Origin of the sequence: Streptomyces sp. NPDC005303, from assembly GCF_040607335.1 — a bacterium.
In the GTDB taxonomy this organism is placed as follows: Bacteria; Actinomycetota; Actinomycetes; order Streptomycetales; family Streptomycetaceae; genus Streptomyces.
Map to the genome: position 1 here is coordinate 1 of NZ_JBEXGM010000002.1, position 23,345 is coordinate 23,345.

19 protein-coding genes and 2 tRNA genes are annotated in these 23,345 nt (G+C 71.2%); 3 read left to right on the forward strand and 18 right to left on the reverse strand.

The genetic code is table 11. The annotated features are described in order from the left end of the window. Positions 1 to 451: 451 nt before the first annotated feature. From ABZT93_RS03920 to leuS, 9 genes are all read right to left on the reverse strand, one after another. Entirely contained in the window at positions 452 to 850 is a 399-nt protein-coding gene (locus ABZT93_RS03920) for a nuclear transport factor 2 family protein (protein ID WP_141204916.1), read from the reverse strand. Positions 851 to 1,356: 506 nt separating this feature from the next. After that, positions 1,357 to 2,346, reverse strand: a complete 990-nt coding sequence (gene holA / locus ABZT93_RS03925) for a DNA polymerase III subunit delta (RefSeq protein ID WP_356098516.1) — start codon at positions 2,344 to 2,346, stop codon at positions 1,357 to 1,359. A 248-nt stretch (positions 2,347 to 2,594) separates the two neighbouring features. Next, a complete protein-coding gene (locus tag ABZT93_RS03930; protein WP_356098519.1) occupies positions 2,595 to 2,840 on the reverse strand; it encodes a hypothetical protein in 246 nt (81 codons plus the stop codon). A 16-nt stretch (positions 2,841 to 2,856) separates the two neighbouring features. Then, on the reverse strand, positions 2,857 to 3,711 hold the full coding sequence (locus ABZT93_RS03935) for an arylamine N-acetyltransferase (protein ID WP_356098522.1): 855 nt from the start codon (positions 3,709 to 3,711) through the stop codon (positions 2,857 to 2,859). Beyond that, positions 3,692 to 6,379, reverse strand: a complete 2,688-nt coding sequence (locus ABZT93_RS03940) for a ComEC/Rec2 family competence protein (RefSeq protein WP_356098525.1) — start codon at positions 6,377 to 6,379, stop codon at positions 3,692 to 3,694. The genes ABZT93_RS03935 and ABZT93_RS03940 overlap by 20 nt, the downstream gene beginning before the upstream one ends. Then, positions 6,376 to 7,605 carry a ComEA family DNA-binding protein gene (locus tag ABZT93_RS03945; RefSeq protein ID WP_356099756.1) on the reverse strand — a complete coding sequence of 410 codons (1,230 nt, stop codon included), beginning with the start codon at positions 7,603 to 7,605 and terminating at the stop codon, positions 6,376 to 6,378. The genes ABZT93_RS03940 and ABZT93_RS03945 overlap by 4 nt, the downstream gene beginning before the upstream one ends. A 473-nt stretch (positions 7,606 to 8,078) precedes the next feature. Continuing rightward, positions 8,079 to 8,924, reverse strand: a complete 846-nt coding sequence (locus ABZT93_RS03950; RefSeq protein WP_356098528.1) for a DegV family protein — start codon at positions 8,922 to 8,924, stop codon at positions 8,079 to 8,081. 72 nt (positions 8,925 to 8,996) lie between these two features. Then, positions 8,997 to 9,731: a hypothetical protein gene (locus ABZT93_RS03955; protein ID WP_356098531.1), complete on the reverse strand. Its 735-nt coding sequence runs from the start codon at positions 9,729 to 9,731 to the stop codon at positions 8,997 to 8,999. 154 nt (positions 9,732 to 9,885) lie between these two features. After that, positions 9,886 to 12,762 (reverse strand): leucine--tRNA ligase, encoded by a 2,877-nt coding sequence (gene leuS, locus ABZT93_RS03960; RefSeq protein ID WP_356098534.1) that lies wholly within the window; start codon positions 12,760 to 12,762, stop codon positions 9,886 to 9,888. 445 nt (positions 12,763 to 13,207) lie between these two features. Between leuS and ABZT93_RS03965 the strand changes: the two genes are divergently transcribed. Beyond that, entirely contained in the window at positions 13,208 to 14,536 is a 1,329-nt protein-coding gene (locus ABZT93_RS03965) for a cytochrome b/b6 domain-containing protein (RefSeq protein WP_356098537.1), read from the forward strand. Next, positions 14,533 to 16,146, forward strand: coding sequence for an NADH-ubiquinone oxidoreductase-F iron-sulfur binding region domain-containing protein (locus ABZT93_RS03970; RefSeq protein ID WP_356098540.1), 1,614 nt, complete (start codon positions 14,533 to 14,535; stop codon positions 16,144 to 16,146). Before ABZT93_RS03965 ends, ABZT93_RS03970 begins: the two co-directional genes overlap by 4 nt. 116 nt (positions 16,147 to 16,262) lie before the next feature. On the opposite strand, the gene ABZT93_RS03975 is transcribed toward ABZT93_RS03970, so the two are convergent. From ABZT93_RS03975 to ABZT93_RS03990, 4 genes are all read right to left on the reverse strand, one after another. Beyond that, positions 16,263 to 16,335 (reverse strand) — tRNA-Ala (locus ABZT93_RS03975). 99 nt (positions 16,336 to 16,434) lie between these two features. Next, positions 16,435 to 16,668, reverse strand: coding sequence for a hypothetical protein (locus tag ABZT93_RS03980; RefSeq protein WP_003976229.1), 234 nt, complete (start codon positions 16,666 to 16,668; stop codon positions 16,435 to 16,437). Between the two features lie 3 nt (positions 16,669 to 16,671). Beyond that, positions 16,672 to 16,845 (reverse strand): hypothetical protein, encoded by a 174-nt coding sequence (locus tag ABZT93_RS03985; RefSeq protein WP_107064274.1) that lies wholly within the window; start codon positions 16,843 to 16,845, stop codon positions 16,672 to 16,674. 69 nt (positions 16,846 to 16,914) lie between these two features. Continuing rightward, on the reverse strand, positions 16,915 to 18,282 hold the full coding sequence (locus tag ABZT93_RS03990) for an MFS transporter (RefSeq protein WP_356099759.1): 1,368 nt from the start codon (positions 18,280 to 18,282) through the stop codon (positions 16,915 to 16,917). Between the two features lie 225 nt (positions 18,283 to 18,507). Here ABZT93_RS03990 and ABZT93_RS03995 point away from each other — a divergent pair, with 225 nt between their 5' ends. After that, the gene (locus ABZT93_RS03995) at positions 18,508 to 19,386 is read left to right on the forward strand and encodes a helix-turn-helix transcriptional regulator (RefSeq protein ID WP_356098545.1); all 879 of its coding nucleotides are present in this window, start codon (positions 18,508 to 18,510) and stop codon (positions 19,384 to 19,386) included. Positions 19,387 to 19,441: 55 nt separating this feature from the next. On the opposite strand, the gene ABZT93_RS04000 is transcribed toward ABZT93_RS03995, so the two are convergent. From ABZT93_RS04000 to nadD, 5 genes are all read right to left on the reverse strand, one after another. Beyond that, positions 19,442 to 19,514 (reverse strand) — tRNA-Ala (locus tag ABZT93_RS04000). A gap of 81 nt (positions 19,515 to 19,595) precedes the next feature. Continuing rightward, positions 19,596 to 20,255, reverse strand: coding sequence for a histidine phosphatase family protein (locus ABZT93_RS04005; protein ID WP_356098548.1), 660 nt, complete (start codon positions 20,253 to 20,255; stop codon positions 19,596 to 19,598). Next, positions 20,252 to 20,695 (reverse strand): ribosome silencing factor, encoded by a 444-nt coding sequence (gene rsfS / locus ABZT93_RS04010; RefSeq protein WP_356098551.1) that lies wholly within the window; start codon positions 20,693 to 20,695, stop codon positions 20,252 to 20,254. Before rsfS ends, ABZT93_RS04005 begins: the two co-directional genes overlap by 4 nt. Positions 20,696 to 20,808: 113 nt before the next feature. Beyond that, a complete protein-coding gene (locus tag ABZT93_RS04015; RefSeq protein ID WP_356098553.1) occupies positions 20,809 to 22,650 on the reverse strand; it encodes an LCP family protein in 1,842 nt (613 codons plus the stop codon). A gap of 16 nt (positions 22,651 to 22,666) precedes the next feature. Next, entirely contained in the window at positions 22,667 to 23,305 is a 639-nt protein-coding gene (gene nadD / locus ABZT93_RS04020; RefSeq protein ID WP_356098556.1) for a nicotinate-nucleotide adenylyltransferase, read from the reverse strand. Positions 23,306 to 23,345 lie beyond the last annotated feature (40 nt).

A 23,345-nucleotide genomic window follows, 5' to 3' on the forward strand; every position in this document is an offset into this window, starting at 1 on the left:
GAGGGCGGGGGCCGGGGTCTTCGTTGTGAGGGTGAGGGTGGGGTCCGGGGGGCGGGGGTGGGGGCCCGGAGCCGGCGGTGGGGCAGGTGGGGCCGGGGGCCGGCGGTGGGGCAGGTGGGGCCGGGGGCCGGCGGTGGGGCAGGGGTGGGTGGGTCCTTGAGCCGGGGTTCAAGGACCGGTGGGTATCTGAGCTGGGGGGTCCACGGGCCGGCGGTTCAGGGGCCGGTGGGTCCGGCAGCGGGTGGGTCCGACAGCGACCGGGTCCAGGAGCCGACGGCTCACGAGCCGGTGGGTCCCACAGCGACCGGGTCCACGAGCCGACAGCTCACGAGCCGGCGGGTCCCACAGCGACCGGGTCCACGAGCCGACAGCTCACGAGCCGGCGGGTCCCACAGCGGGTGGGTTCAGGAGCCGGAGGCCAGTAGCTGGTGGGTCCAGGAACCGGTGGGTTTCAGTCCGCCCAGAACTCATTGCTCTTGTCGATGTCCTCGACGCACTCGTCGAGATCGGTGACCTTGTCCCCGACGATCCGGAAGACGATGCATCCGGTGTCGTCCAGGCGCCGCCCCTTCCGCTCGGCCGTGACCCGGCACATCCCGACGGCGTGTCCACGCCCGTCCACGGCGATCCCGAGCATCTCCAGCCGCATCGACCCGCCGGTGGCCTCCCCCAGCCTCTGATACATGTCGATGATCGCGTCCTGCCCCTTGAAGTCCCCCGAGAGGGGATGACTACCGGGCACGTGATGCGTGGCATCCTTCGCGATCAGTTCCCGCAGGGTGTCCATGTCCCCGCGCGTGAACGCCTCGAACCCCTTACGAACGAGCGCTGCGTGCGGATGCTCAGCCATGACGACCGCCACCTCTCCATTGTCCGGCGATGTTCGGCTGACCCCTCCGATTCTCCTCCTGGGGGGTGGGGGGAGCACGTTGAGGAGGGGGTTGAGCCGGGGTGGGCTGAGTTGGTCGGGGGCGGTGTCCGCGGGGGCAGGGGCGGGGCCGATTCACGGGGAGGGGGCATACCGTGACGCGGCGAGGAGTCATGCCGGGGAGAAGTCATGCCGTGGCGCGGGGCCGGTCGGCGTCCGAAGAGGCGCATGTGCAACGCGGCGTATCCGACGAGGCGCGGGACGACGTCCGTAGAGGCGCGAGGCCGCGTCGATGTGCGGCCCCCGCGCGTGGGGGCACTGCCAAAAGGAACACCGCGGGCCAGTTACGGCAATGAGGCCCGCCTTCGACGGCGAGACAGCCCCGGCCAAGCACACCCCACCGGGGCCGGGGGAAGCCCAGTAGCCCGGCCCGGACCAGCGAGGCCCCGCCAGGCCCTCCCCCGCACCGGCGCCCGAACGCCGCCCGGCTAGCCGCGCCCCCGGGACCGGGCCGCCCGAGCGATCGCCACCACGGCCTTCTCCAGGGCGTACTCGGGGTCGTCCCCTCCGCCCTTCACCCCGGCGTCCGCCTCAGCCACAGCCCGCAGCGCGACAGCGACACCGTCCGGCGTCCACCCCCGCATCTGCTGCCGCACCCGATCGATCTTCCACGGCGGCATCCCCAGCTCACGCGCGAGATCAGCGGGCCGCCCGCCCCGAGCCGACGACAGCTTCCCGATCGCCCGCACGCCCTGCGCCAGCGCACTGGTGATCATGACCGGCGCGACCCCCGTCGCCAACGACCACCGCAACGCCTCCAACGCCTCCGCTGCCCGCCCCTCAACGGCCCTGTCGGCGACGGTGAAACTGGAAGCCTCGGCCCGCCCGGTGTAGTACCGCCCGACGACGGCCTCGTCGATCGTCCCCTCGACATCGGCGACCAGCTGGGACACGGCGGACGCCAGCTCCCGCAGATCGCTCCCGATCGCATCGACCAACGCCTGACACGCCTCGGGCGTGGCGGACCGCCCGGTCCCCCGGAACTCCTGCCGCACGAAGGCCAGCCGGTCGGCCGGCTTGGTCATCTTCGGGCAGGCGACCTCGCGCGCCCCGGCCTTCCGCGCGGCGTCGAGCAGCGCCTTGCCCTTCGCTCCCCCGGCGTGCAGCAGTACAAGGGTGATCTCCTCGGCGGGCGCCCCGAGATACGCCTTGACGTCCTTGACGGTGTCGGCGGACAGATCCTGCGCATTGCGCACGACCACGACCTTGCGCTCCGCGAACAACGACGGACTGGTCAACTCGGCGAGGGTCCCCGGCTGCAACTGCTCCGGAGCCAGATCCCGCACATCCGTATCCGCGTCAGCGGCCCGAGCAGCAGCGACCACCTCCTGCACAGCCCGGTCGAGCAGCAGCTCCTCCTGCCCCACAGCAAGGGTCACTGGGGCGAGGAGGTCGTCATGAGCAGTCTTCTTGGCCATCGCGTACAGCATGGCACGGGGCACTGACAGCCTCGTGTCCGCGGGCGCCGGCGAGGCTTCTCACGCAGTTCCCGCGCCCTGAGGCGGGGACGAACAGGCCATCCCGGCAGTGCTGCCCACGCAGCAGCGCCGAACGCCCCTCTCCCCACCTGCGCATCTGCGCGACGGTCGCGGCAACGGTCAGCAGCAGCCGGGGGATCGAAAGCCGGGCGGCCCTCACTCCACCTCAAGCCCCCCGAGCCACAGCATCACGGCTCCTCCCGCCACCCGTCCCACTCCCCCACGAACTCCTCCAGCTCCCCGGGATCCAACCGTCCCCCCGCATCCCGCAGCACCACCAGCCACTGCGCGTCCTCCGCATCGTCTTCCCCTGCCAACGCGTCCCGAACGACCCGCGGCTCCTCATCCACCCCGAACCGCTCCGAAAGCGCCTCCACGACCTCCTCCGCAGCATCCCGATCAGGCAGTACCAGCACATGTCTCACATCGCTCACGGCACCATTTTCCGGATCACCCCTGACGGTCGCGATTTCGCACCGTCGGCACCCTGTCGAGCTCGATACCGAACCTCTCCCGGTACACCCCCAGCACCTCCTCGTCCGTCTCCAACTCCTGTTCCTCCCGCGCCCCGTCGGCAGCCGTCGCCTTGAAGACCCGCCCGCTGAGCGTGATCCGCCCGCCGGCCTCCGTCACCCTCGAACACACCAGGGACCGGGTGAAGTGCGAGGCCGGCGAGGTGCTGTGCCACCAGGCCCCGGCCGCGAAGTCACCCAGAACCCGGGGTCGCACCTCCAGCCGGTACTGGCTCCGGCCGCCCAGGACGACATCCAGATCCGCCGCCTCACCCCCTCCCTGCTTCACCGCACCGTCCCCACCCCGCACCCCCGCCGCGTCGGGCCCCGCCTCGACGATCCGGAAGGTGCCCCCGGGGTCCCCCTGCTCACCCCGCGCCCCGAACGCCAGCGGGTAGTGGCTGTGCGCCCCGAACCCGACATCGGCCAGCCATTCGCCCCCGTCCACCGTCCGCACCCGCAGCGCGAGATGGTCGTACGGGATTCCGAGCCGCCCCTCGTCCCCGTACACCCGGCCCGCGAGCAGCGTGACGTCGAAGCCGAGCGCGGTCAGCAACGCCCCGAACGCCCCGTTCAGTTCGTAACAGAACCCTCCCCTACGGGCACCCACCACCTTCTCCACCAGCCGCTCCTCCTCCAGCACGATCTCCTCGCCGAGGTGGACCGACAGGTTCTCGAACGGAACGGTCTGCAGATGGCGCAGATGCAGCTCGCGCAGGACCTCCACGGTGGGCCACGCCGGGTGCTGGACTCCCAGGCGGCGGAGATATGCGTCAACCTGTGTGGGATTCATGCCTCCAGTCTCGCGCCACCCACAGCTCCCCACGGCCCGCGCCACCACCGCTACCGCCGTCCGCGCCACCCCCACCGGTTCCACCACCCGTCCCGGCGACCGCCAGCGCCCCGTCCCGGTCCGTCCGCAGCACCACCGCGCCCCCGGCCCGCAGCGCGGCGACCGTACCGGGAGCCGGGTGGCCGTAGGTGTTGTCGGCACCGACGGAGATGAGCGCGAGCCGCGGCGCGACCCGGTGTATCAGCTCGGGGTCCTGATAGGCCGAACCATGGTGAGCGACCTTGAGGACGTCCACCCCGGCCAGCCGCGCAGCCGCGGGTGATCTCAACAGCTCCTGCTGGGCCGGGGGTTCGAGGTCCCCGAGCAGGAGGAAGCGCAGCCCGGCCGACCGGACGAGCATCGTGACGCTGGCGTCGTTGGGCCCGTCCGCCGCGACCGCCGCCGGATCCGCCTGCGGCCACAGCACCTCCCAGGCCAAGGTCCCCGTACGCCGTTCCTCCCCGGCCACGGCACGCGTCACCGGAATGCGCCGGGCCGCCGCCTCCCGCCGTACGGACTCGGCCTGGTCCACCGGTTCCTCCAGCCCCGTCGTCTCGATCGCCCCCACCGACCGCCCGCGCAGCACCCCGGCCAGCCCCGCCACGTGGTCGGCGTGGAAGTGGGTCAGCACCACGAGCGGCACCTTGGTGATGCCGAGCGTGCGCAGGCAGCCGTCGACCAGATCCGGGTCGGGTCCGGCGTCCACGACCACGCCCGTCCCCGCACCCGCCGCCAGCACGATCGCGTCGCCCTGGCCCACATCGCACATCGCCAGCCGCCAGCCCGGCGGCGGCCAGCCTGTGATCACCCGGGTCAGCGGTGGCGGCTGCACGACCGCGAGCACGAACACCATCGCGCAGACGGCACACCACCAGGGGTGCTTGAGCAACCGCCGCCCGACGAGCAGAAGGAGGACGGTGACGAGAGCGAGCAGCCCCGCCCCCGTCCAGCTGCCCGGCCAGTCCACTCCCCCACCCGGCAGCGACGCCCCGGTCCGGGCGACATCGGCGATCCACCCGGCGGGCCAACTCGCACACCAGGCCAGCGCCTTGGCAACCGGCATCGCCACGGGCGCCATCGCCAGCGCCCCGAAGCCCAGCACCGTGGCCGGGGCGACCGCGAACTCCACGAGCAGGTTGCACGGCACCGCCACCAGACTCACCCGCGCCGACAACACGGCGACCACCGGCGCGCACACGGCCTGCGCGGCGGCCGCGGCAGCCAACGCCTCCGCCAGCCGCGGCGGTACCCGGCGTCGGCGCAACGCCAGGCTCCAGCGCGGCGCGAGCGTGAGCAGGGCGCCGGTGGCCAGGACGGAGAGCAGGAAACCGTAACTGCGGGCCAGCCACGGGTCGTACAACACCAGCAGCAGTACGGCTGTCGCCAGCGCCGGGATCAGTGATCTGCGGCGTCCGGTCGCGAGGGCGAGCAGTGCGACGGCCCCGCAGGCCGCGGCCCGCAGCACGCTCGGGTCCGGTCGGCAGACCACGACGAATCCCAGCGTGAGCCCACCGCCGAGCAGCGCAGTCACCCGCAGTGACACCCCGAGGCGGGGCGCCAGTCCACGTCGCTCGACGAGTTGGGCCAGGCCGGGCGGTCCGATGAGCAAGGCGAGCAGGATCGTGAGGTTGCTGCCGGAGACGGCGAGCGTGTGCGCGAGGTCGGTCTCCTTGAACGCCTCGTCCAACTCGGGTGTGATCCGCGCGGTGTCCCCGACGACCAGCCCCGGCAGCAGGGCCCGGGCATCCGTCGGCAACCCGTCGGTGGCCTCCCGCAGCCCTGCCCGCAACCGCCCCGCGAACCGCTGTGTCTCCGACGCCTCCCCCACGACCTCGGGTCCTCCCCGGTCCCGTACCCGCAGGACGGCCGCGACTCGGCCGCCCCCGACCGAAGGCGGCGCGGCACGCGCGGTGACCCGCACCCGCGTGGACGGCAGCAACCCGAGCCAGGGCGATCGAGCGGGACCTTCCACCGCAGGCATCGGCCCTGACGTCGCCCCACCGCTCCCAGGGCGGCCAAGGACCCCCGTCTGTGCCCACGGCCCGACCTCCACACGCGCGTCGACGATCAACAGCACCGGCGCCCGCGTCGCCACCACCTTCCCGTCCTCCGTCTCCACCCACCGGACATCGGCGCCGATGACGACGGCGGTCGGGGCCGCGTGGTCCCCCGTGATCCGGGGCCGGGTCAGCCGGGGGTCGGAGGTCACCTGGACCTCGGCGGTCACGGTGGCGTACTGGCGGGCCAGCGCGGGCACCGGTCCCCGCCGCAGATCGGCCCCGTGCAGCCCGGCGGACACGGCGGCCGCCGCGACACAGAGCAGCACAGCGGCGACCGGTACCCGGCCATCTCCGCCGAGGCCCCGCACTGCCCGCCGGCGTCCCGACAGCAACCCGCAGGCGAGGACCAGGCAACCGACCACCCACCCCGTGACCCACGCCGACGACGCGTCCAGGGTCACAGCGGCGGCGCCCCAGGCCGCCAGTGCCGCCGGTACCAGCCGCAGATCCGTAGGCCCTTCCTGGCGCGGGTGCGCATCCCCGAGCCGCTTTTCCGAGGCGGCGTGCACATCGGCCCGTGCCCGCGCCTCGTCCTCATGCCTGCGCCGCGCCTTCGAGCCGTGCCTCATGGCCGTACGAGATTCCGCAGATCGGCGAAGCGGCGGTCGCCGATGCCGTTGACCTCACGCAGCTCGTTCACCGAGCGGAAACCGCCGTGCTGGGTGCGGTAGTCGACGATGTGCTGGGCGAGCACGGGGCCGACGCCGGGCAGGGTGTCGAGCTGGTCCACGGTGGCCGTGTTCAAGGAGACGGGGGCCGCCGTCGTACCGGCCGAACCGCCGGTGACGGGACCGCCCAGGCCCGGCACGGGGGCGGGAGCGGCCGAGCCGCCGACCACCACCTGCTCGCCGTCCACGAGGAACCGTGCGCGGTTGAGCATGTCGGTGTTCGTCCCCGGTCGCACACCACCGGCCGCCTTCAAGGCATCGGCGACCCTGGAACCGGCCGGCAGCCGCTGGATCCCGGGCTCACGGACCTTTCCACTGACGTCCACGACGATCTCGGCCCCGGCCGGTCCCGTCGTACCAGGGACCCCGCCCGAGACAACCGGATCGGGCGGGACCCCTCGCCGCTCACCCGCGCCGCTCTCCCTGAACGGAGCCGCCGCGCGCACCACTTCGGGGGCCTGGACGGACTGAGTCCGGCCGATCCAGAAGTGCTGCAGGGCCAACACCGCGGCCACGACGAGCAGTACCGAGAGCGCGACCACGTTCCGTCGCTCCAGCCCGCACCGTGTCTGCCACCACACAGGCATCCGCTCCCGCAGAGCCAACCCGGCCCGCTCCCGCCAGTCCCCGCTCCCAGAATCGGCATCTCGCCCGACGCCATGCCCGCTGTCGGCGTCTCGCCACTTCCCCTGCGGAGAAACGTCGTCCGGCCGACTCCCCGCTACAGATTGGCGATCAAGCCGGGCCGCCTCTTCCGCAGCACCAGGGCCCCGCCCATCCACTTCCGCAGCCCCAGGGCCCCGCCCATCCACTTCCGCAGCCCAGCCGCTCCGCCAGGCCCGCCCCACAGAACCGCGCCCAAGCCCGGCCCCCTCCGCCACTCCACCGCCCCGCCGATCCCCTTCCGCAGCACCACCACCCAGCCCGGCCCCCTCCACAGAGCCGCGCCCGAGCCCGGCCCCCTCCGCCGAACCAGGATCAGGCCGAGCCCCGGCGACAAACCCACCACCAGGCCGGACCCTCTCCGCAACCCCACCGCCCCTACCGTCCCACCGAGCCCCCTCACCAGAACCACCATCTAGTCGGCGCTCGTCGGCAGCGCCCTCCCCCCAACGCGCCCTCTCCACGAACTCAGCCGCGTCAGCGGCCGAACCGACGTCGTCGGCGACATCGGCGTGCCCTTCCGCCTCCAGGCGCTCCGGACCGGCCGCCGCCGCCTCGTCGTCCACGCCGGAGCGGCCCGGCGGCGGCCCTTTCCCCGAGTCCCGCCGCTCCCCGGCCCGTTCGGCGAAGAGCACCTCCGCCCGCCGTTGGAGTTCGTCCGCGGACGCGGCATGCCGATGGCCGGCCCGCCCCCGGCCGGCGTGCGGTCGGCGGTGTCGTGAGCGTCCGTCGGAATGGGGGCCGCGGCCCGGCCCGCTGGTTGCCGTCGCTGTACGTGAGCGTGATCGAAGTGCCATGCGCCGAGGATCGGACACAGCCGCACTCTCGCGATGATCTTGGTCAATTTCCGGGGATTACCCACCGGTTGTGGAAAACCCCGCCACCCGGACGAGTGACGAACCCACAAACCCAGCCCACCTGCGACCTCGTGCCCCGGTCACCGCGGCGAGACCACGACCCCCAACAGCCCTGGGCCCGTGTGCGCCCCGATCACCGCCCCGACCTCGCTCACGTGCAGGTCGGCAAGTCCGGTCACCCGCGCCCGCAGACGGTCAGCGAGGGCCGCTGCCCGGTCGGGGGCTGAGAGATGGTGGACCGCGATGTCGACCGGCGCGCTGCCGGCCCGGTCCGCGGCGATCTCCTCGAGGCGGGCGATGGCCTTGGACGCCGTGCGCACCTTCTCCAGGGGCTCGATCCGCCCGTCCACGAGTTTCAGCAGGGGCTTGACGGCGAGCGCGGAACCGAGGAGGGCCTGCGCGGCCCCGATCCGGCCGCCGCGGCGCAGATAGTCGAGGGTGTCGACGTAGAAGTAGGCGGACGTGCCCGCGGCCCGCTTCTCCGCGGCTGTGACGGCCTCGTCCACCGTGCCGCCCGTCTCCGCGGCCTCGGCGGCGGCGAGCGCGCAGAACCCGAGGGCCATGGCGATCATCCCGGTGTCGACCACGCGCACCGGCACCGGCGACTCACGCGCCGCCATGACCGCCGCGTCGTAGGTGCCCGAGAGCTCGGCGGACAGATGCAACGACACGATGCCGGTCGCGCCTGTCTCGGCGACCTTGCGGTAGTGCTCGGCGAAGGCCTGGGGACTGGGTCGCGAGGTGGTGACGGAGCGTCGCTTCTGGAGCGCCTGGGCCAGCGACCGGGCCGTGATCTCAGTGCCCTCTTCCAGCGCGCGGTCGCCGAGGACCACGGTCAGGGGTACCGCTGTGATGCCGTGCCGCTCCATCGTCCCCTGCGGCAGGTAGGCCGTTGAATCCGTGACGATCGCGACATGGCGGGACATGAGCTGGAGGTTACCTGCCGTAGCGTCCGGCTGGCAGCCCGGCCCCTGTCACCCGGGGCTGCCGTGTCCGGATCAAGTGGTGCTCTCGGGACGGGGTTTCTTCTGCCAGGGATAGGTGGGGCGAGGGCCCGGAGGGGTGATCGCGGGCCGCGTCGGTTCCTCGGCGGTGCGGGAGCGGGGCGTCTCGGGCCAGGTCTGCTGCTCGGGACTGGCGTCGGCGGCGGGAGCCTCGGGCCACGGGGGCGGTGTCACGGTGGACTCGGTCTTCGTCCAGTGCCGCAGGGCGCCCGACTCGACGTCGATCTGCGCGCTCAGTGTGTCCAGGTCGTCGTCGGCGAAGCGGCGGGCGCGGTCGCGTGCCGCCCAGCGCAGGGAGTCCGCCGACTGTGTGATGCGCTCGGTGCGCTCCCGCAGGCCCGGCAGGCGCTCGGCGAGTGTCGCCCGGTCGGGCTCGGACTCCAGTCGCCTCAGTTCGCCGTCCAGCTCGTGGCCGTGCGCGCTGAGCCGCTGGAAGAGGCCAAGGGACTCCTTGAGGGATTCGTCCTCGGCCGCGCCCGCGTGCAGCGCGTCCTGGGTGGCCCGCATCGAGGTGCGCAGCTTCAGCCTCAGCTGGGCCAGTTCGCCCGCCGGGCCGAGCTGGGCGAAGGACTTGGCGCGCAGGGTGTGGTCCTCGACCGTGCGCCGGGCCTGGGTGATGGTGCGGTCCACTCCGCGTTTGGCGGCGCCGACCACCTTCACCGTGGCGTAGGCGCCGAGCGCCACGAAGAGCACGAAAAGCAGGGCCACGATCGCGATCACTGCTTCCACAACGCTCCTCCTCCGACCGGCACGGCACTGCCCGCGCCGCTCTTCAACGGTAAACGCAACAGGCAGGCCCGGAGTTCCGGAGGAACCCCGAACCTGCCCGCACGCAACCCCTAGGGGCCCGAGACGAAACCCGGCGCACGGCGCCGGACAGGCACTACGCCGGAACGATGTTCACCAGCTTCGGCGCCCGCACGATCACCTTGCGGATCCCCGCCCCGTCCAGCGCCGCCACGACCTTCTCGTCGGCCAGCGCGACCTTCTCCAGCTCGTCGTCGGAGATGGCGGGCGAGACCTCCAGGCGGGCCTTGACCTTGCCCTTGACCTGGACCACGCAGGTCACGGTCTCGTCCACGACGTACTGCGGGTCGGCGACCGGGAAGTCCTGGTGGACGACCGAGTCGGTGTGGCCCAGCTTGCGCCACAGCTCCTCGGCGATGTGCGGGGCCAGCGGCGTGATCAGCAGCACCAGCGCCTCGGCGACGGGACGCGCGACCGCGCCGCCCGCCTTGGTCAGGTGGTTGTTCAGCTCCGTGACCTTGGCGATGGCCGTGTTGAAGCGCAGGCCCTCCAGGTCCTGGCGGACCCCGTCGATCGCCTTGTGCAGGGCACGCAGTGTGGCCTCGTCGGGCTCGGCGTCGACGACGGTCACCTCTCCGGTGGCCTCGTCGACGATGTTGCGCCACAGCCGCTGCAGCAGGCGGTACTGGCCCACCACCGCGCGCGTGTCCCAGGGACGCGAGACGTCCAGCGGGCCCATCGCCATCTCGTACAGGCGCAGGGTGTCGGCGCCGTACTCCTCGCAGATCGCCTCGGGAGTGACGGCGTTCTTCAGGGACTTGCCCATCTTGCCCAGCTCGCGCTTGACGGGCTCACCCGCGTGGAAGAACTGGCCGTCGCGCTCCTCGATCTCCGTAGCCGGCACCGGGAAGCCACGGCTGTCCCGGTAGACGAAGGCCTGGATCATGCCCTGGTTGAACAGCTTGTGGAACGGCTCGGGCGACGAGATGTGCCCCAGGTCGAACAGAACCTTGGACCAGAAGCGCGCGTACAGCAGGTGCAGCACGGCGTGCTCGGCGCCGCCCACGTACAGGTCGACACCGCCGTGCGGCTGCCCCGCGCGCGGGCCCATCCAGTACTGCTCGATCTCGGGGTCGACCAGCTTCTCACTGTTGTGCGGGTCCAGGTAGCGCAGTTCGTACCAGCAGGAACCGGCCCAGTTGGGCATGGTGTTGGTCTCGCGGCGGTACGGGCGGGGGCCCCGGCCGTCGCCCAGGTCCAGGGTGACATTGACCCAGTCCTCGTTGCGGGACAGGGGCGTCTCGGGCTCGGTGTTCGCGTCGTCCGGGTCGAAGGTGCGCGGCGAGTAGTCCTCGACCTCGGGCAGCTCCAGCGGCAGCATCGACTCGGGCAGGGAGTGGGCGATGCCGTCCTCGTCGTAGACGATCGGAAAAGGCTCGCCCCAGTAGCGCTGACGGCTGAACAGCCAGTCACGCAGCCGGAAGTTGACGGTGCCCTCGCCGATGCCCTTCTGCTGCAGCCACTCGGTGATGCGCGCCTTGGCCTCGGCGACACCCAGGCCGTCCAGGGAGATGTCCTCGCCGTGCGAGTTCACGATCTTGGCGTCGTACGAGGCGAAGGCGTCGTCCCACGTCGAGGCGTCCGTGCCCCGGCCGTCGCTCGGCTCGACCACGCAGCGGATCGGCAGCTCGAAGGCGCGCGCGAAGGCGAAGTCACGGGTGTCGTGCGCCGGTACGGCCATGATCGCGCCGGTGCCGTAGCCCATCAGGACGTAGTCGGCGATGAAGACGGGGATCTGCTCGCCGTTGACCGGGTTGGTCGCGAACGCGCCGGTGAAGACGCCGGTCTTGTCCTTGGCCTCGGCCTGGCGCTCGACGTCCGACTTGGAGGCGGCCTGAGCGCGGTAGGCGGCGACGGCCTCGGCGGGAGTGGCGTGACCGCCGGTCCACACGTCGTGGGTGCCCTCGGGCCAGGCGACCGGGGTGAACTTCTCGACCAGCGGGTGTTCGGGGGCCAGCACCATGTAGGTCGCGCCGAACAGGGTGTCCTGGCGCGTGGTGAAGACGGTGATGGCCTCGCCGTCGATCGGGAAGTCGACGCGGGCGCCCTCGGAACGGCCGATCCAGTTGCGCTGCTGCAGCTTGATGGCCTCGGGCCAGTCCAGTTCGTTCAGGTCGTCCAGCAGACGGTCGGCGTACGCGGTGATCCGCATGTTCCACTGGCGCAGCTTGGCCTTGAAGACCGGGAAGTTGCCGCGCTCGGAGCGGCCGTCGGCGGTGACCTCCTCGTTGGCCAGCACGGTGCCCAGGCCCGGGCACCAGTTGACCGGCGCGTCGGAGGCGTACGCCAGGCGGTACCCGCCCAGGACGTCGGCACGCTCGGCGGCGGACAGCGCGTTCCAGGAGCGGCCGCCGGGAACCGGGCGCTCACCGGACTCGAACGCGGCGACCAGCTCGGAGATGGGGCGGGCCTTCTTCGCCTGGTCGTCGTACCAGGAGTTGAAGATCTGCAGGAAGATCCACTGGGTCCACTTGTAGTAGTCCGGGTCGATCGTGGCGAACGACCGGCGCTTGTCGTGGCCCAGGCCCAGCCGGCGCAGCTGGGACTTCATGTTGTTGATCGCGGCCTCGGTGGTGATCCGCGGGTGCTCGCCGGTCTGCACGGCGTGCTGCTCGGCGGGCAGGCCGAAGGCGTCGAAGCCCAGGGTGTGCAGGACGTTGTGACCGGTCATCCGCTGGAAGCGGGCGAAGACGTCGGTGGCGATGTAGCCCAGCGGGTGACCGACGTGCAGACCCGCACCGGAGGGGTACGGGAACATGTCCATGATGAACTTCTTGGGCTTGGCGACCAGCTCCGGGTCGCCGGCCAGGTCACCCTTGGGGTTCGGGGCGGCGTAGGTGCCGTCGGCGTCCCAGATGTCCTGCCAGCGTGCCTCGATCTCGGCCGCGACGGCGGCCGTGTAGCGGTGCGGCGCGGCCACCTCGGCGGGGGCAGCGGGGTTCGTCTCGCTCATGGTCCTCAAAGCTCCATCGATCGTCTCTGCCAGCGGCTGTGTCGTCCGGAAACGAAAAATCCCCTCGCACAGGAGGGGACGCCGCGCCGATTCCGACCACGTCTTCACCGGTGGTCGGGACTGATCAGCGCGGCTCGCTAAGCAGAAGGCGTACGGCACGCATGGCGTCAGAGTACCGCAGCCGTTGAGCAAGCCGCGACGAGCTTACGTATGCCTCTTTGGCACCGGGTGCCGCACTCGCCGCCGCAGTCGAGCGCACCGTCCGATCCGACAGGAACTGAACCAAGGTCAATGATTACTTCGCGTAACAGCTCCTAAGGGGCATCGCAACAGCCCCACGGCCGTTTGATAACAACGCAATAACTCAAACGCCGTACCCATCGGTATGGCGCCACTTAGAGTGCGGCAGCGGGACCGCCTTCCCGAACCGCTCGGAGTTGCCCCCATGAACCCTCGTAGTAGCAACAACACGCTCCCCAGGACGGGCCGGTCGGCCTACGGGGTGGCGACGGCCGTCTTCCTGCTGGCCATCCCTCTGGTCGTGGTGTACGGAGGTGTCTGGCTCCAGGACTTCCTCAACTTCGGGGCGGGCGTGGTGACGCTTGTCCTCCTCACCTGCTCCGTGATCTGGGGGCTGGTCGCGCAGGACCGACTGATCCTCAACACCCGGCAGCGGATCGTCGCCCAGGGTGTGCACCGGATCACCGCGGTGGGCTCGATCGCGTTCCTTCTCCTGCACATCGGAATCAAACTCACCCTCGACCACACGACGTGGATCGCCGCGTTCATCCCGTTCGGGCTCGGGTTCAGCAGCAGCGGAGGCCTCATAGGCCTCGGCACCCTGGCCGGCCAGCTCATGATCTTCGTCGGCATCACCGGCGCCCTGCGCAACCGGTTCGCGTCCCCGGCCCCGGTTGCCGCCCGCTGGCGGGCGATGCACATGCTGGCCTACCCGGCCTGGTGCGCCGGCCTGGTCCACGGCCTGTACGCGGGACGCGCGGTGAAGGCCCCGATCTTCACGTACATGTACGCGCTCTGCGTCCTCGGCGTCATAGCGGCCCTCGCCCTGCGCGCGGCACCGCGCCCGTTCAAGCGCAAGGTCACCGACCGGGTCGCCATGCTGCTCGGTGCCGAGGAGCGCCCAGGCCGCGAGGAGCTGGAGGCCAGCCGGGCCAGGAGGTCCGCGGAGAGCGCCGCCCCGGGCCGCGAGAGCCGCAGGGCACCCGAGTCCGCCGGTCGGCGCTCGGAGTCCGCCCTTCCCGGCTACGAGGGCCTGACGCAGACCGGATCCATACCCGCCTACCAGGCTCCCCCGGCCCCGGAACCCGCGGGCAGCGGGTTCGCCGCCGCCTATCGCGCCATGTCACCAGGGGCGCAGCAGCCCTTCGACACCGGCCAGACCGCGCGCATGGACATGCCGATGGACATGCAGGCCGCGACCGACCCCATCGCGCGCATGGACAGCGGCAGCACCTCCGGCAGCTGGCCGATCCCGTCCCCGCCGCCGGTCGGCGAGGCACCCGCCTCCGTCTACGACCCGCTCCAGGACACGGGGTACAACATCCCGACCTATGGCGGTAATTCGGGCACGGCCAGCTATCTCGCAGGTGATGTACGCGACACCGGTGAGTCGAACACCATGTACGGCACGTACAACCCGAACGACACGTACAACAGCGGTCCCGCCACTGATCCAACGCCCGGTCAGTCGTACGACTTCGACTCACCGGGTCCGGGCGAACCTTGGAACACGCCTTCCGGAGGCTATAGGTGAACGAGGCCCTGCCCGACGTACCAGAAGTCCGCGTGGTCGGTCTTCCCCAACTCACGTCGGGCTTCGACCTTGTCGAACGACTTGACCTGCCCATGCACCTGAAGGTGCATGGGCCGCTCGAACCCATGGGCGGCGAACAGCTCGCGAAGCTGTCCGAAGCCATCAACCTGAAGGGGCGCGGCGGTGCCGGCTTCCCCTTCCACAAGAAGCTGCGCTCGGTCGCCGAAGCCGCGATCAAGCGCGGTGTCCGGCCGGTCGTCGTCGTCAACGGCAGTGAGGACGAACCCGCCTGCCGCAAGGACACGGTGCTCATCAACCGTGCCCCGCACCTCATCCTGGACGGCGCCCTCCTGGCCGCCGAGGCCCTGGGTGCCCGCACGCTCGTGGTGGGGGTCACCCGGGAGTCCACCCAGCGCTCCATGGAGGCCGCCCTCGCCGAGCGCGGTCTCAGCAACGGCCGCAGATCGGCTCTACGCGCACGCGTGCAGCGCAATCCCGTCCGTATGGTCACCGGAGCGGCGGCCTCGCTGATCCGTTCCATCGACGGCGGCCCGGCCATCCCGCCCGGCCGCAAGGTCAGCGCCTCGCAGAACGGCGTCGGCGGCGCGCCCACCCTCCTGTCCAACGCCGAGACTTTCGCCCAGTTGGCGATCGCCGCGCGCATCGGTCCGGAGCGCTACGGCAACACCGGGCTGTACGACGAGCCGGGCACCGTCCTGCTCACGGTCTCCGGCGCCGTCGCGCGCCCCATGGTGATCGAGGTGCCCACCGGCGTACCGCTGCGCTACGTCCTGCAGTTGGCCGGCGCCCCGCCGGTCCCGCAGGGCGTGCTGACCGGCGGCTATCACGGCAAGTGGATCGACGCGGCGACGGTCAACGAGGCGATCGTCTCCCGCAACTCCCTGGACGCCGTGGGCGGGGCGCTCGGGGCCGGCGCGATTCTGCCGATCACTCAGGAGACCTGCCCGCTGGGCGAGTCGCTGCGGGTGGCGCAGTGGCTGGCCGAGGAGAGCGCGGGCCAGTGCGGCCCCTGTTACCTCGGTCTGCCGGCCGCAGCGCGGGGTATGGAGGACATCCTCAACGGCGGCGGTCCGGCCGCTCTGGAAGCGCTCAAGCAGGTCGCCAAGAACGTGAAGCGGCGCGGCGCGTGCTCGCACCCGGACGGCTCCGCGATGTTCCTGGAGTCGACCATCAAGGCGTTCACGGACGACCTGGCCGCCCATGTCCTCGGCAACGGCTGCGGGCGGCCCGTGGAAGGCGTGCTGCCGCTCTTCGAGGGCGGCAGGATGCCCACGGGCATCGCGGGCGGCGGCGAGGCCGAGGAGAACGGTCCAAGCCGTCAGAAGATCTACGTCGACTGGACGCTCTGCCGGGGCCACGGCCTGTGCGCCGACATCCTCCCCGAGGTCTTCGAACTCGGCGCCGACGGCTTCCCGACCGTCGCCCAGGCCCAGGTACCGCGCTACGCCGAGGCGAAAGCTCTACGCGCGGTGCGTCGCTGCCCCGCACTCGCCCTGCGCCTGGAGGAGGAGAGCCCGCGCGACAAGGGCCCCACCCGCAACCTGCCGGTCCTCTCCCAGGGCCGCGGGAGGCGTGCACTGGGTCGCTGAGCCGGCATCACGAAGGGGGCCGCCCGGGATCGGGTGGCCCCCTTCGTCGTATACGGAACAACTCCCCTTGGAAACGCAACAATCCCGCCGGATCGAATGATCTGGCGGGATCTCTGTGGAGCTAAGGAGATTTGAACTCCTGACCCCCTGCATGCCATGCAGGTGCTCTACCAACTGAGCTATAGCCCCGTGCTGCGTTCCGCCCGGTTTCCCTGGCGGCGACGCCAACATTACACGGTCCACCGGGTGGAACACCAAATCGTTTCCCTGCGGGCAGCGGGGACGACGTCAAGCGGTCACGAACGAGTAGAACCGCTTCAGCGTGCAGTGTTCTTCGAGGAGACGGCCGTAGATCGGCTCGCCCTCCAGTTCGCGGTACGTCTCGATGGGGTCGCCTTTTATGATCAGCGCCCGCGCGCACTCCTCGCACCAGTACTGGTAGTCGGGGTTGACCGGCTCCATGTCCCGCACGATCGGCGTCCCGCTGCCGCACCAGTCGCATTTTCGCCTGTGTGCACCCATCGATCAGCTCCAGCTGTGGCCGCAGGCCGTGCACACGTAGGAGATCCCGCCGTTGTCGCCGAGAACTTGGGCGACGTGGACGGAACCGCAGGAAGGGCAGATGAGGCGGACCGTCGTGTCCCTTGTCGACGCCGCTTCGCGGAGGTGGCCGACCTCCGCGAGGATGCTCGCAGGCATCACTACTCCCTCCCGTCGGGCCGCGCCCCCTTCCGGCCGTTTGATTCTGCCACGGCCGGACCAATACGGTCAGCGACGCCTGAGTACCAGTCCGGACACGGCGCCCACCGCGGCGGTCCCGGCCAGCGCGAACATGCATGTCCAGAGCGCCTCCGCAGAGGTATACGCCTCAGAGGGGCCGAGTGACTCAAGTCGGTTCAAGAACAGTGTGCCGAAGCCCGCGACGCCGACCAACTGGCCGAGCTGGGTGACCGTGGCGAGCAGACCGCTGGCGTCCGCCGCGTACCGGGGCGGCACGGTGGCCAGGGCCCCGGTGAGCGTCGGGCTGAACGCGAGGGCGAGCCCGACACCCACGCCCCCGTACGCGGCGTACAGCGCGCCGCCGCCCTCGCCGCCGTCCTTCAGCGCCAGACCCACGCCCAGCGCGCCCAGCGCGGTGATCAGGAACCCGGCGGGCGTCAGCATCCGTTGCCAGGACGCGGGCCAGTGGCGCCAGGTCAGTCCGACGATGCCGAAGACCACCGCGGTCGGCGCGAAGGAGAGCCCGGCCCGCAGCGGGCTGAAGCCGAGGCCGCCCTGGACGTGCAGGGTGAGCGCGAAGAGGAAGCCGCCGTTGACGGCCATGACCGCCATGATCCGGAAGACGGCGAGCCCCATGCCGGGATGGCGCAGCACGCCCGGTGGGATCAGCGGGGCACCGCCGCGCCCGGCGAGCCGGGACTCGTAGCCGCAGAAGACGGCGAACAGGAGCACGGCGGTGGCCATGGACAGCCAGGACCACAGCGGCCAGTCCTCCTCCTGCCCGAGCACGAGCGGCACCGTGCACAGCGAGACGGCGACACCGAGCAGCACCAGGCCTGGCAGGTCGAGGCCGCGCGCCCGGTCCCGGGGCGTCGGGCCGTCCCCGGGCAGCAGGACCCGGGCGCCCACGGCCAGCAGGACGAGGCCCACCGGCACGTTCACGAGGAAGACCGGCCGCCAGCTCGTGCCGAACAGGTCGGCACTGACCAGGACTCCCCCGACGACCTGCCCGGCGGCGGCGCCGACCGCGATGACCGCCGAGTACACGCCGAGCGCCTTCATCCGGGCCTCACCGGTGAAGTTGCGCTGGATCAGGCTGAGCACCTGCGGGATCATCACCGCCGAACCGGCGCCCTGCACCAGCCGGAAGACGATCAGCTCGGTGGCGCCCTGTACCAGACCGCAGGCGAGCGAGGCCGCCGTGAACAGGGCGAGCCCGGCGAGGTGGACCCGGCCGTGCCCGAACCGTTCACCGAGCCGGGCGCCGGTGATCAGCAGCACCGAGTACGTGATGGCGTATCCGGCGACAACCAGCTGGAGTTGGGCGCCCGAGGCGTGCAGTTCGGTGCCGATCGTGGGGGCCGCGACGTTCACGATGAACACGTCGAGCAGCGCCATGAACTGGGCGGCGAGCACGAGCGCGAGCAGCGGACGGGGCCGGTTGTCAGTGGCGGGTGCTTCACTTCTGGCAGGTGGGGAAACGGACGCGGGATTCGGTCCCGTCCGGGGCGTTGTCGTCATGCCGTCGAGCCTGAGGACATCCCGGTACGGGTGCCGAGAGCCCGCCGATGCTGGTACTGCCGGCACCTGGCAAGCGCCGGGTGCGGCACCGAGGATGGTCGTGACGAGGGGGACGTGACGATGAGGACGACACAGCGACGACGGCCCGAGCTGGCCACGTTCCTGCGCAGCAGGCGGGCCCGGGTGACCCCGGCCGACGTGGGCATGCCGCCGGGCTTCAGGCGCCGCACTCCGGGACTGCGCCGCGAGGAGGTCGCCCAGCTCTCCGGCGTCGGTGTGACCTGGTACACATGGCTGGAGCAGGGTCGGCCGATCAACGCGTCCGCGCAGGTCCTGGACGCCGTGGCCCGCACACTGCGGCTCGACCCGCCGGAGCGGGAGCATCTGTACCGACTGGCCGAGGTGCCCTTCGACCCGGTTCCGCAGGAGCCTACCGACTCGGTGGGGCCGGAGGTGCAGGGCATCATCGACGCCCTCGCCCCGCTCCCGGCGGTCGTCTACAACTCGCGCTACGACATCCTGGCCACGAATGCGGGCTACCGCGACCTGTTCCTGATACCGGAGATCGTCGGCATCGGGGTGGCGAACGCGCTGTGGACGCTGTTCACGGTGTCCGACGAGGCCTGCCCGTTGCTGCACCGGGAGCGCGAGCTGCCGGTGATGGTGGCGACTCTGCGGTCCACGTACGGCAGACATGTGGGCGAACCGGGCTGGGAGAAGTTCATACGCGGGCTGTCGGCGGCCAGCCCGTACTTCGCCGAGCTGTGGGCGAGCGGCGAGGTGGTCCCGCCGGGACCGCGGGTGAAGACATTCCGTCACCGGGCCGTGGGCGAACTGCGGATGACCTCCCAGTCGCTGTCGATCGACGGGATGCCCGAGTGCCGGATCGTGGTCTACACACCGGAGGACGAGGAGACACGGGAGAAAACGGCCCGCCTGCGGGAGCACACGGAACGAGAGCACACAGAGCGGGAGCACACAGAAAATCCCGCCTCCTGAAGGAGACGGGATCCTCATCAATCGATCTTTGACAACTCAACAGAGTGTCGATCTGTGGAGCTAAGGAGAATTGAACTCCTGACCTCCTGCATGCCATGCAGGCGCTCTACCAACTGAGCTATAGCCCCTTGCGTTCTTCCCGCTCGGCGGGCGAACAAGAAGAACTTTAGCCTGCGACCTGCCGGAAAGTGAAATCCGGTCCCGAGCCCTCAGTCGTCGTCGCCGAGCACCGGCTCGGGAAGGGTTCCGGCGTTGTGCTCCAGGAGGCGCCAGCCCCGCGCGCCCTGCCCGAGGACGGACCAGCAGCAGTTGGAGAGGCCGCCGAGGCTCTCCCAGTGCCGGGCGTCCAGGCCGAGCAGCCGGCCGATGGTGGTGCGGATCGTGCCGCCGTGGCTGACCACGACGAGCGTGCCGTCCTCGGGGAGCTTCTCGGCGTGCCGCAGCACGACGGGGGCGGCGCGGTCGGCCACCTCGCTCTCCAGTTCACCGCCGCCGCGGCGGACCGGCTCGCCACGCTTCCACGCGGCGTACTCCTCGCCGTGCCGGGCGATGATCTCCTCGTGCGTCAGCCCCTGCCAGACGCCCGCGTAGGTCTCCCGCAGGCCCTCGTCGTGGGCCACGTCCAGGCCGGTGAGCGCGGCGAGCTCGGCGGCGGTGTTCGCGGCCCGCTGGAGGTCGGAGGCGACGATCGCGTCGGGCTGGAGGGAGGCCAGCAGCCGGGCTGCGCGGCGGGCCTGGCCGACACCGGTCTCGGTGAGCTCGACGTCGGTGGTGCCCTGGAAGCGGCGCTCCACGTTCCAGGAGGTCTGGCCGTGCCGCCACAGGATGATGCGGCGGCCCCGGCCCTTGCGGTCGGCGGGAGCGGTCACCGCGGCTCCCCGAACTCGGCGTCGTCCTCCTCGGCCCGGAGCTTGGCGTGCTCCTCCCCCTTGCCGCGGGTCGCCTTGGCGTCGGCCGGGAGCTCCAGCTCGGGGCAGTCCTTCCACAGCCGCTCCAGGGCGTAGAAGACCCGCTCCTCGCTGTGCTGGACATGGACGACGATGTCCACGTAGTCGAGCAGGACCCAGCGGGCCTCGCGGTCGCCCTCGCGGCGCACCGGCTTGGCGCCGAGCTCCTTCGAGAGCCGCTCCTCGATCTCGTCGACGATGGACTTGACCTGGCGGTCGTTGGGCGCGGAGGCCAGCAGGAAGGCGTCGGTGATCGAGAGGACGTCGCTGACGTCGTAGGCGATCACGTCATGGGCGAGCTTGTCGGCGGCCGCCTGCGCGGCGGTGTTGACGAGCTCGAGGGAACGGTCAGTGGCGGTCACTACAAGGCTTTCGGTCGGCGGGCACTTGACACCAAGGGTCTCACGGACCGTGGACGGCACCCCACGTGATGGCGGAGATCACGCGGGGTGCCGCTGCGGGCCCGGAGCCGGGGCTAGGACGAGGAGTCCGGCTTGTAGTCCTGGCCGAGGACGACGGAGACGTTCGCGCTGGAGGAGATCGTGCCCTTGCTGACGGCGCCGGTGGGCAGGCCCAGGGTCTTGGCGACCTCGGTGGCGTTCGCCTTGTCGGCGGGGTCGGCGTAGACGACCTTGGAGGTGGCCTGGGACGAGCCGGGTGTGCCGCCGTCGATGAAGGTGAAGCCGCCGTTGAGGAGGACGACGCGGGCCTTCTCGGTGTTGTCCTTGGTGCCGGTGGCGTTCTGGACCGAGACGCTCACCGCCGCGTCCTTGTCGGGGCTCTTCGCCTTGCCGCCGAGGACGTCCTTGACCACGCTAGCGCCGGTCGCCGCGCTCAGGGTGCCGTCCTGCTGGACGGGCAGCAGCGCGGTCTTGTAGTCGCCGCTCTTGGCGAGGTCGGCGAGCTTGGCGAGGAAGGTGCCGAGGTCCTTGTCCGTCAGGGACGGGTCGAGGATCTGGGCCAGCGTCTGCACGGTGGTGGTCGCGGCCGTCGGGTCGGAGGAGAGCTTGCGCAGTACGCCCTGCAGGACCTGGCCGAACCGCTCCAGCTGAGCGTTCTGGGCCTCGCCGGAGGCCCGGTAGGTGGCGTAGGCGACGGCCATCTTGCCGCTGAGGGTCTGGTCCTTCCCCTTGGCGACCAGGGGTGCCTGGCCCTTCTTCTTGGCGCCCGGGTCGGGCACCGCGGCGTTGGTGTCCACGTCGATGTTCCCGACGAGGTCGACCAGGTTCTGCAGATAGGGGGTGTCCAGCCGCCAGGTGCCCTCGATGTCGGTGCCCAGGACGGTGTCGAGGGAGTCGACGGTCCCCGAGGAGCCGTCGTCGTCGACCGACTTGGCGAGGGTCGTCGTGGAGCCGTCGTCGGCCGTCAGGTTGAGGGAGTTGGGGATCAGGACGGTGGTGCCCTGCTTGATGGTGGTGTTGTCGACGAGCAGCGCCGTGGAGGTGCCGCCCTTGGTGGTGTTGTGCAGATGGACGACGATCACGTCGCGGTTCTGGGCGCTCGCCGCGATCGTGGGGCCCTTCTTGGTCTCCGAGTCCGACAGACCGGGCAACTTCCCGGCGTACCAGAGGTAGCCGACGCCACCCACCGCGACCAGGGCGAGGACGACGACCAGGGCGACGAGCCGACTGCGGGCGCGGCGCTTGGCCTCCTCGCGGCGCTCGGTGCGGTTCTCGGTGAAGTTGAGCCAGTCGATGACGTCCTCGGAGTCACCGTCGGGCTCCTCGACGAACGCGAACTGCGCGGTGTGGTACTGCCGTTCGTCCCCGTCGGCGGTCTCCGCACCGGCACGCCCCGCGCCGGGACGACCCGCGCCGGCAGGATCCTCGTGGACCGCACCGCGGTAGCCCTGGCCGGTTTGAGAGCCCGCGGGCTGCCCCTGCCCGGCCTGTGTCCCCCCGACCGGTCCGCCCTGCTGCGGGATGTAGGCGGTCTGCTCGGTGACACGGGGCTGCCGACCGCTCGCGGCGGCCCGGCCGTAGGGGTCGTACGGCGTCGCCGAACCGCCCCCTTGCGCGCCCCCGTCGGCGTAGGGGTCGTAGGGCGGCACGGGCGCCTGCTGGCTGGTGTCGCCGCCGTAGGGGTCGTAGGGCGGCACCGGGTTCTGGGTGCCCGTGTCGTACGGCGCGGCCTGCCCGCCGCCCGTGGCGTACGGGTCGTAGCCGTAGCCCTGCTGGGCGTAGGGGTCGTACTGCTGCTGCGGGGCCTGTTGTGGCGGGACCTGCTGGTACACCGGCCGGCCGTACTCGTCGTAGCCGACGAGCGCGTACTGGTTCTCCTGGTCGTCGCCGTAGCCCGCGTCGTATCGGTCGTTCACCGGTGCCCCTCTCGGCTCACTCGCCGCGGTACAGCTCGCGCTTGTCGATGTAACGCACGACTCCGTCGGGCACCAGGTACCAGACGGGGTCGCCCTTGGCGACTCTCGCCCGGCAGTCGGTGGAGGAGATGGCGAGGGCCGGGACCTCGACGAGCGAGACGCCGCCCTCGGGGAGCCCTGGGTCGGCCAGGGTGTGGCCGGGCCGGGTGACTCCGATGAAGTGCGCCAGGGCGAACAGTTCCTCCGCGTCCCGCCAGGTGAGGATCTGGCCGAGGGCGTCGGCGCCCGTGATGAAGAAGAGGTCGGTGTCGGGGTTGAGGGCCTTGAGGTCGCGCAGGGTGTCCGTGGTGTAGGTCGCGCCACCGCGGTCGATGTCGATGCGGCTGACCGAGAACTGCGGGTTCTCGGCGGTGGCGATGACCGTCATCAGATAGCGGTCCTCGGCCGGGGACACCATGCGGTGGGTCTTCTGCCACGGCTGACCCGTCGGCACGAACACCACCTCGTCCAGGTGGAACTGCGCGGCGACCTCGCTGGCCGCCACGAGGTGCCCGTGGTGGATCGGGTCGAACGTTCCGCCCATGACGCCCAGACGGCGTTTGCCGGGACTCGACGGGATGTTCCCCGGGCCGGTAGGCATGTCCTGCTCTCCCATGCGTGCAGACCCTACCGGCCCGACCTGAGGACCCCGGCCG

Bases quoted from the DNA above. Each gene is read 5' to 3' on its own strand.
- ABZT93_RS03920 (WP_141204916.1), bottom strand. From the start codon at position 850: ATGGCTGAGCATCCGCACGCAGCGCTCGTTCGTAAGGGGTTCGAGGCG.
- holA (WP_356098516.1), bottom strand. From the start codon at position 2,346: ATGGCCAAGAAGACTGCTCATGACGACCTCCTCGCCCCAGTGACCCTT.
- ABZT93_RS03935 (WP_356098522.1), bottom strand. From the start codon at position 3,711: ATGAATCCCACACAGGTTGACGCATATCTCCGCCGCCTGGGAGTCCAG.
- ABZT93_RS03940 (WP_356098525.1), bottom strand. From the start codon at position 6,379: ATGAGGCACGGCTCGAAGGCGCGGCGCAGGCATGAGGACGAGGCGCGG.
- ABZT93_RS03950 (WP_356098528.1), bottom strand. From the start codon at position 8,924: ATGTCCCGCCATGTCGCGATCGTCACGGATTCAACGGCCTACCTGCCG.
- leuS (WP_356098534.1), bottom strand. From the start codon at position 12,762: ATGAGCGAGACGAACCCCGCTGCCCCCGCCGAGGTGGCCGCGCCGCAC.
- ABZT93_RS03965 (WP_356098537.1), top strand. From the start codon at position 13,208: ATGAACCCTCGTAGTAGCAACAACACGCTCCCCAGGACGGGCCGGTCG.
- ABZT93_RS03980 (WP_003976229.1), bottom strand. From the start codon at position 16,668: ATGGGTGCACACAGGCGAAAATGCGACTGGTGCGGCAGCGGGACGCCG.
- ABZT93_RS03985 (WP_107064274.1), bottom strand. From the start codon at position 16,845: ATGCCTGCGAGCATCCTCGCGGAGGTCGGCCACCTCCGCGAAGCGGCG.
- ABZT93_RS03995 (WP_356098545.1), top strand. From the start codon at position 18,508: ATGAGGACGACACAGCGACGACGGCCCGAGCTGGCCACGTTCCTGCGC.
- nadD (WP_356098556.1), bottom strand. From the start codon at position 23,305: ATGGGAGAGCAGGACATGCCTACCGGCCCGGGGAACATCCCGTCGAGT.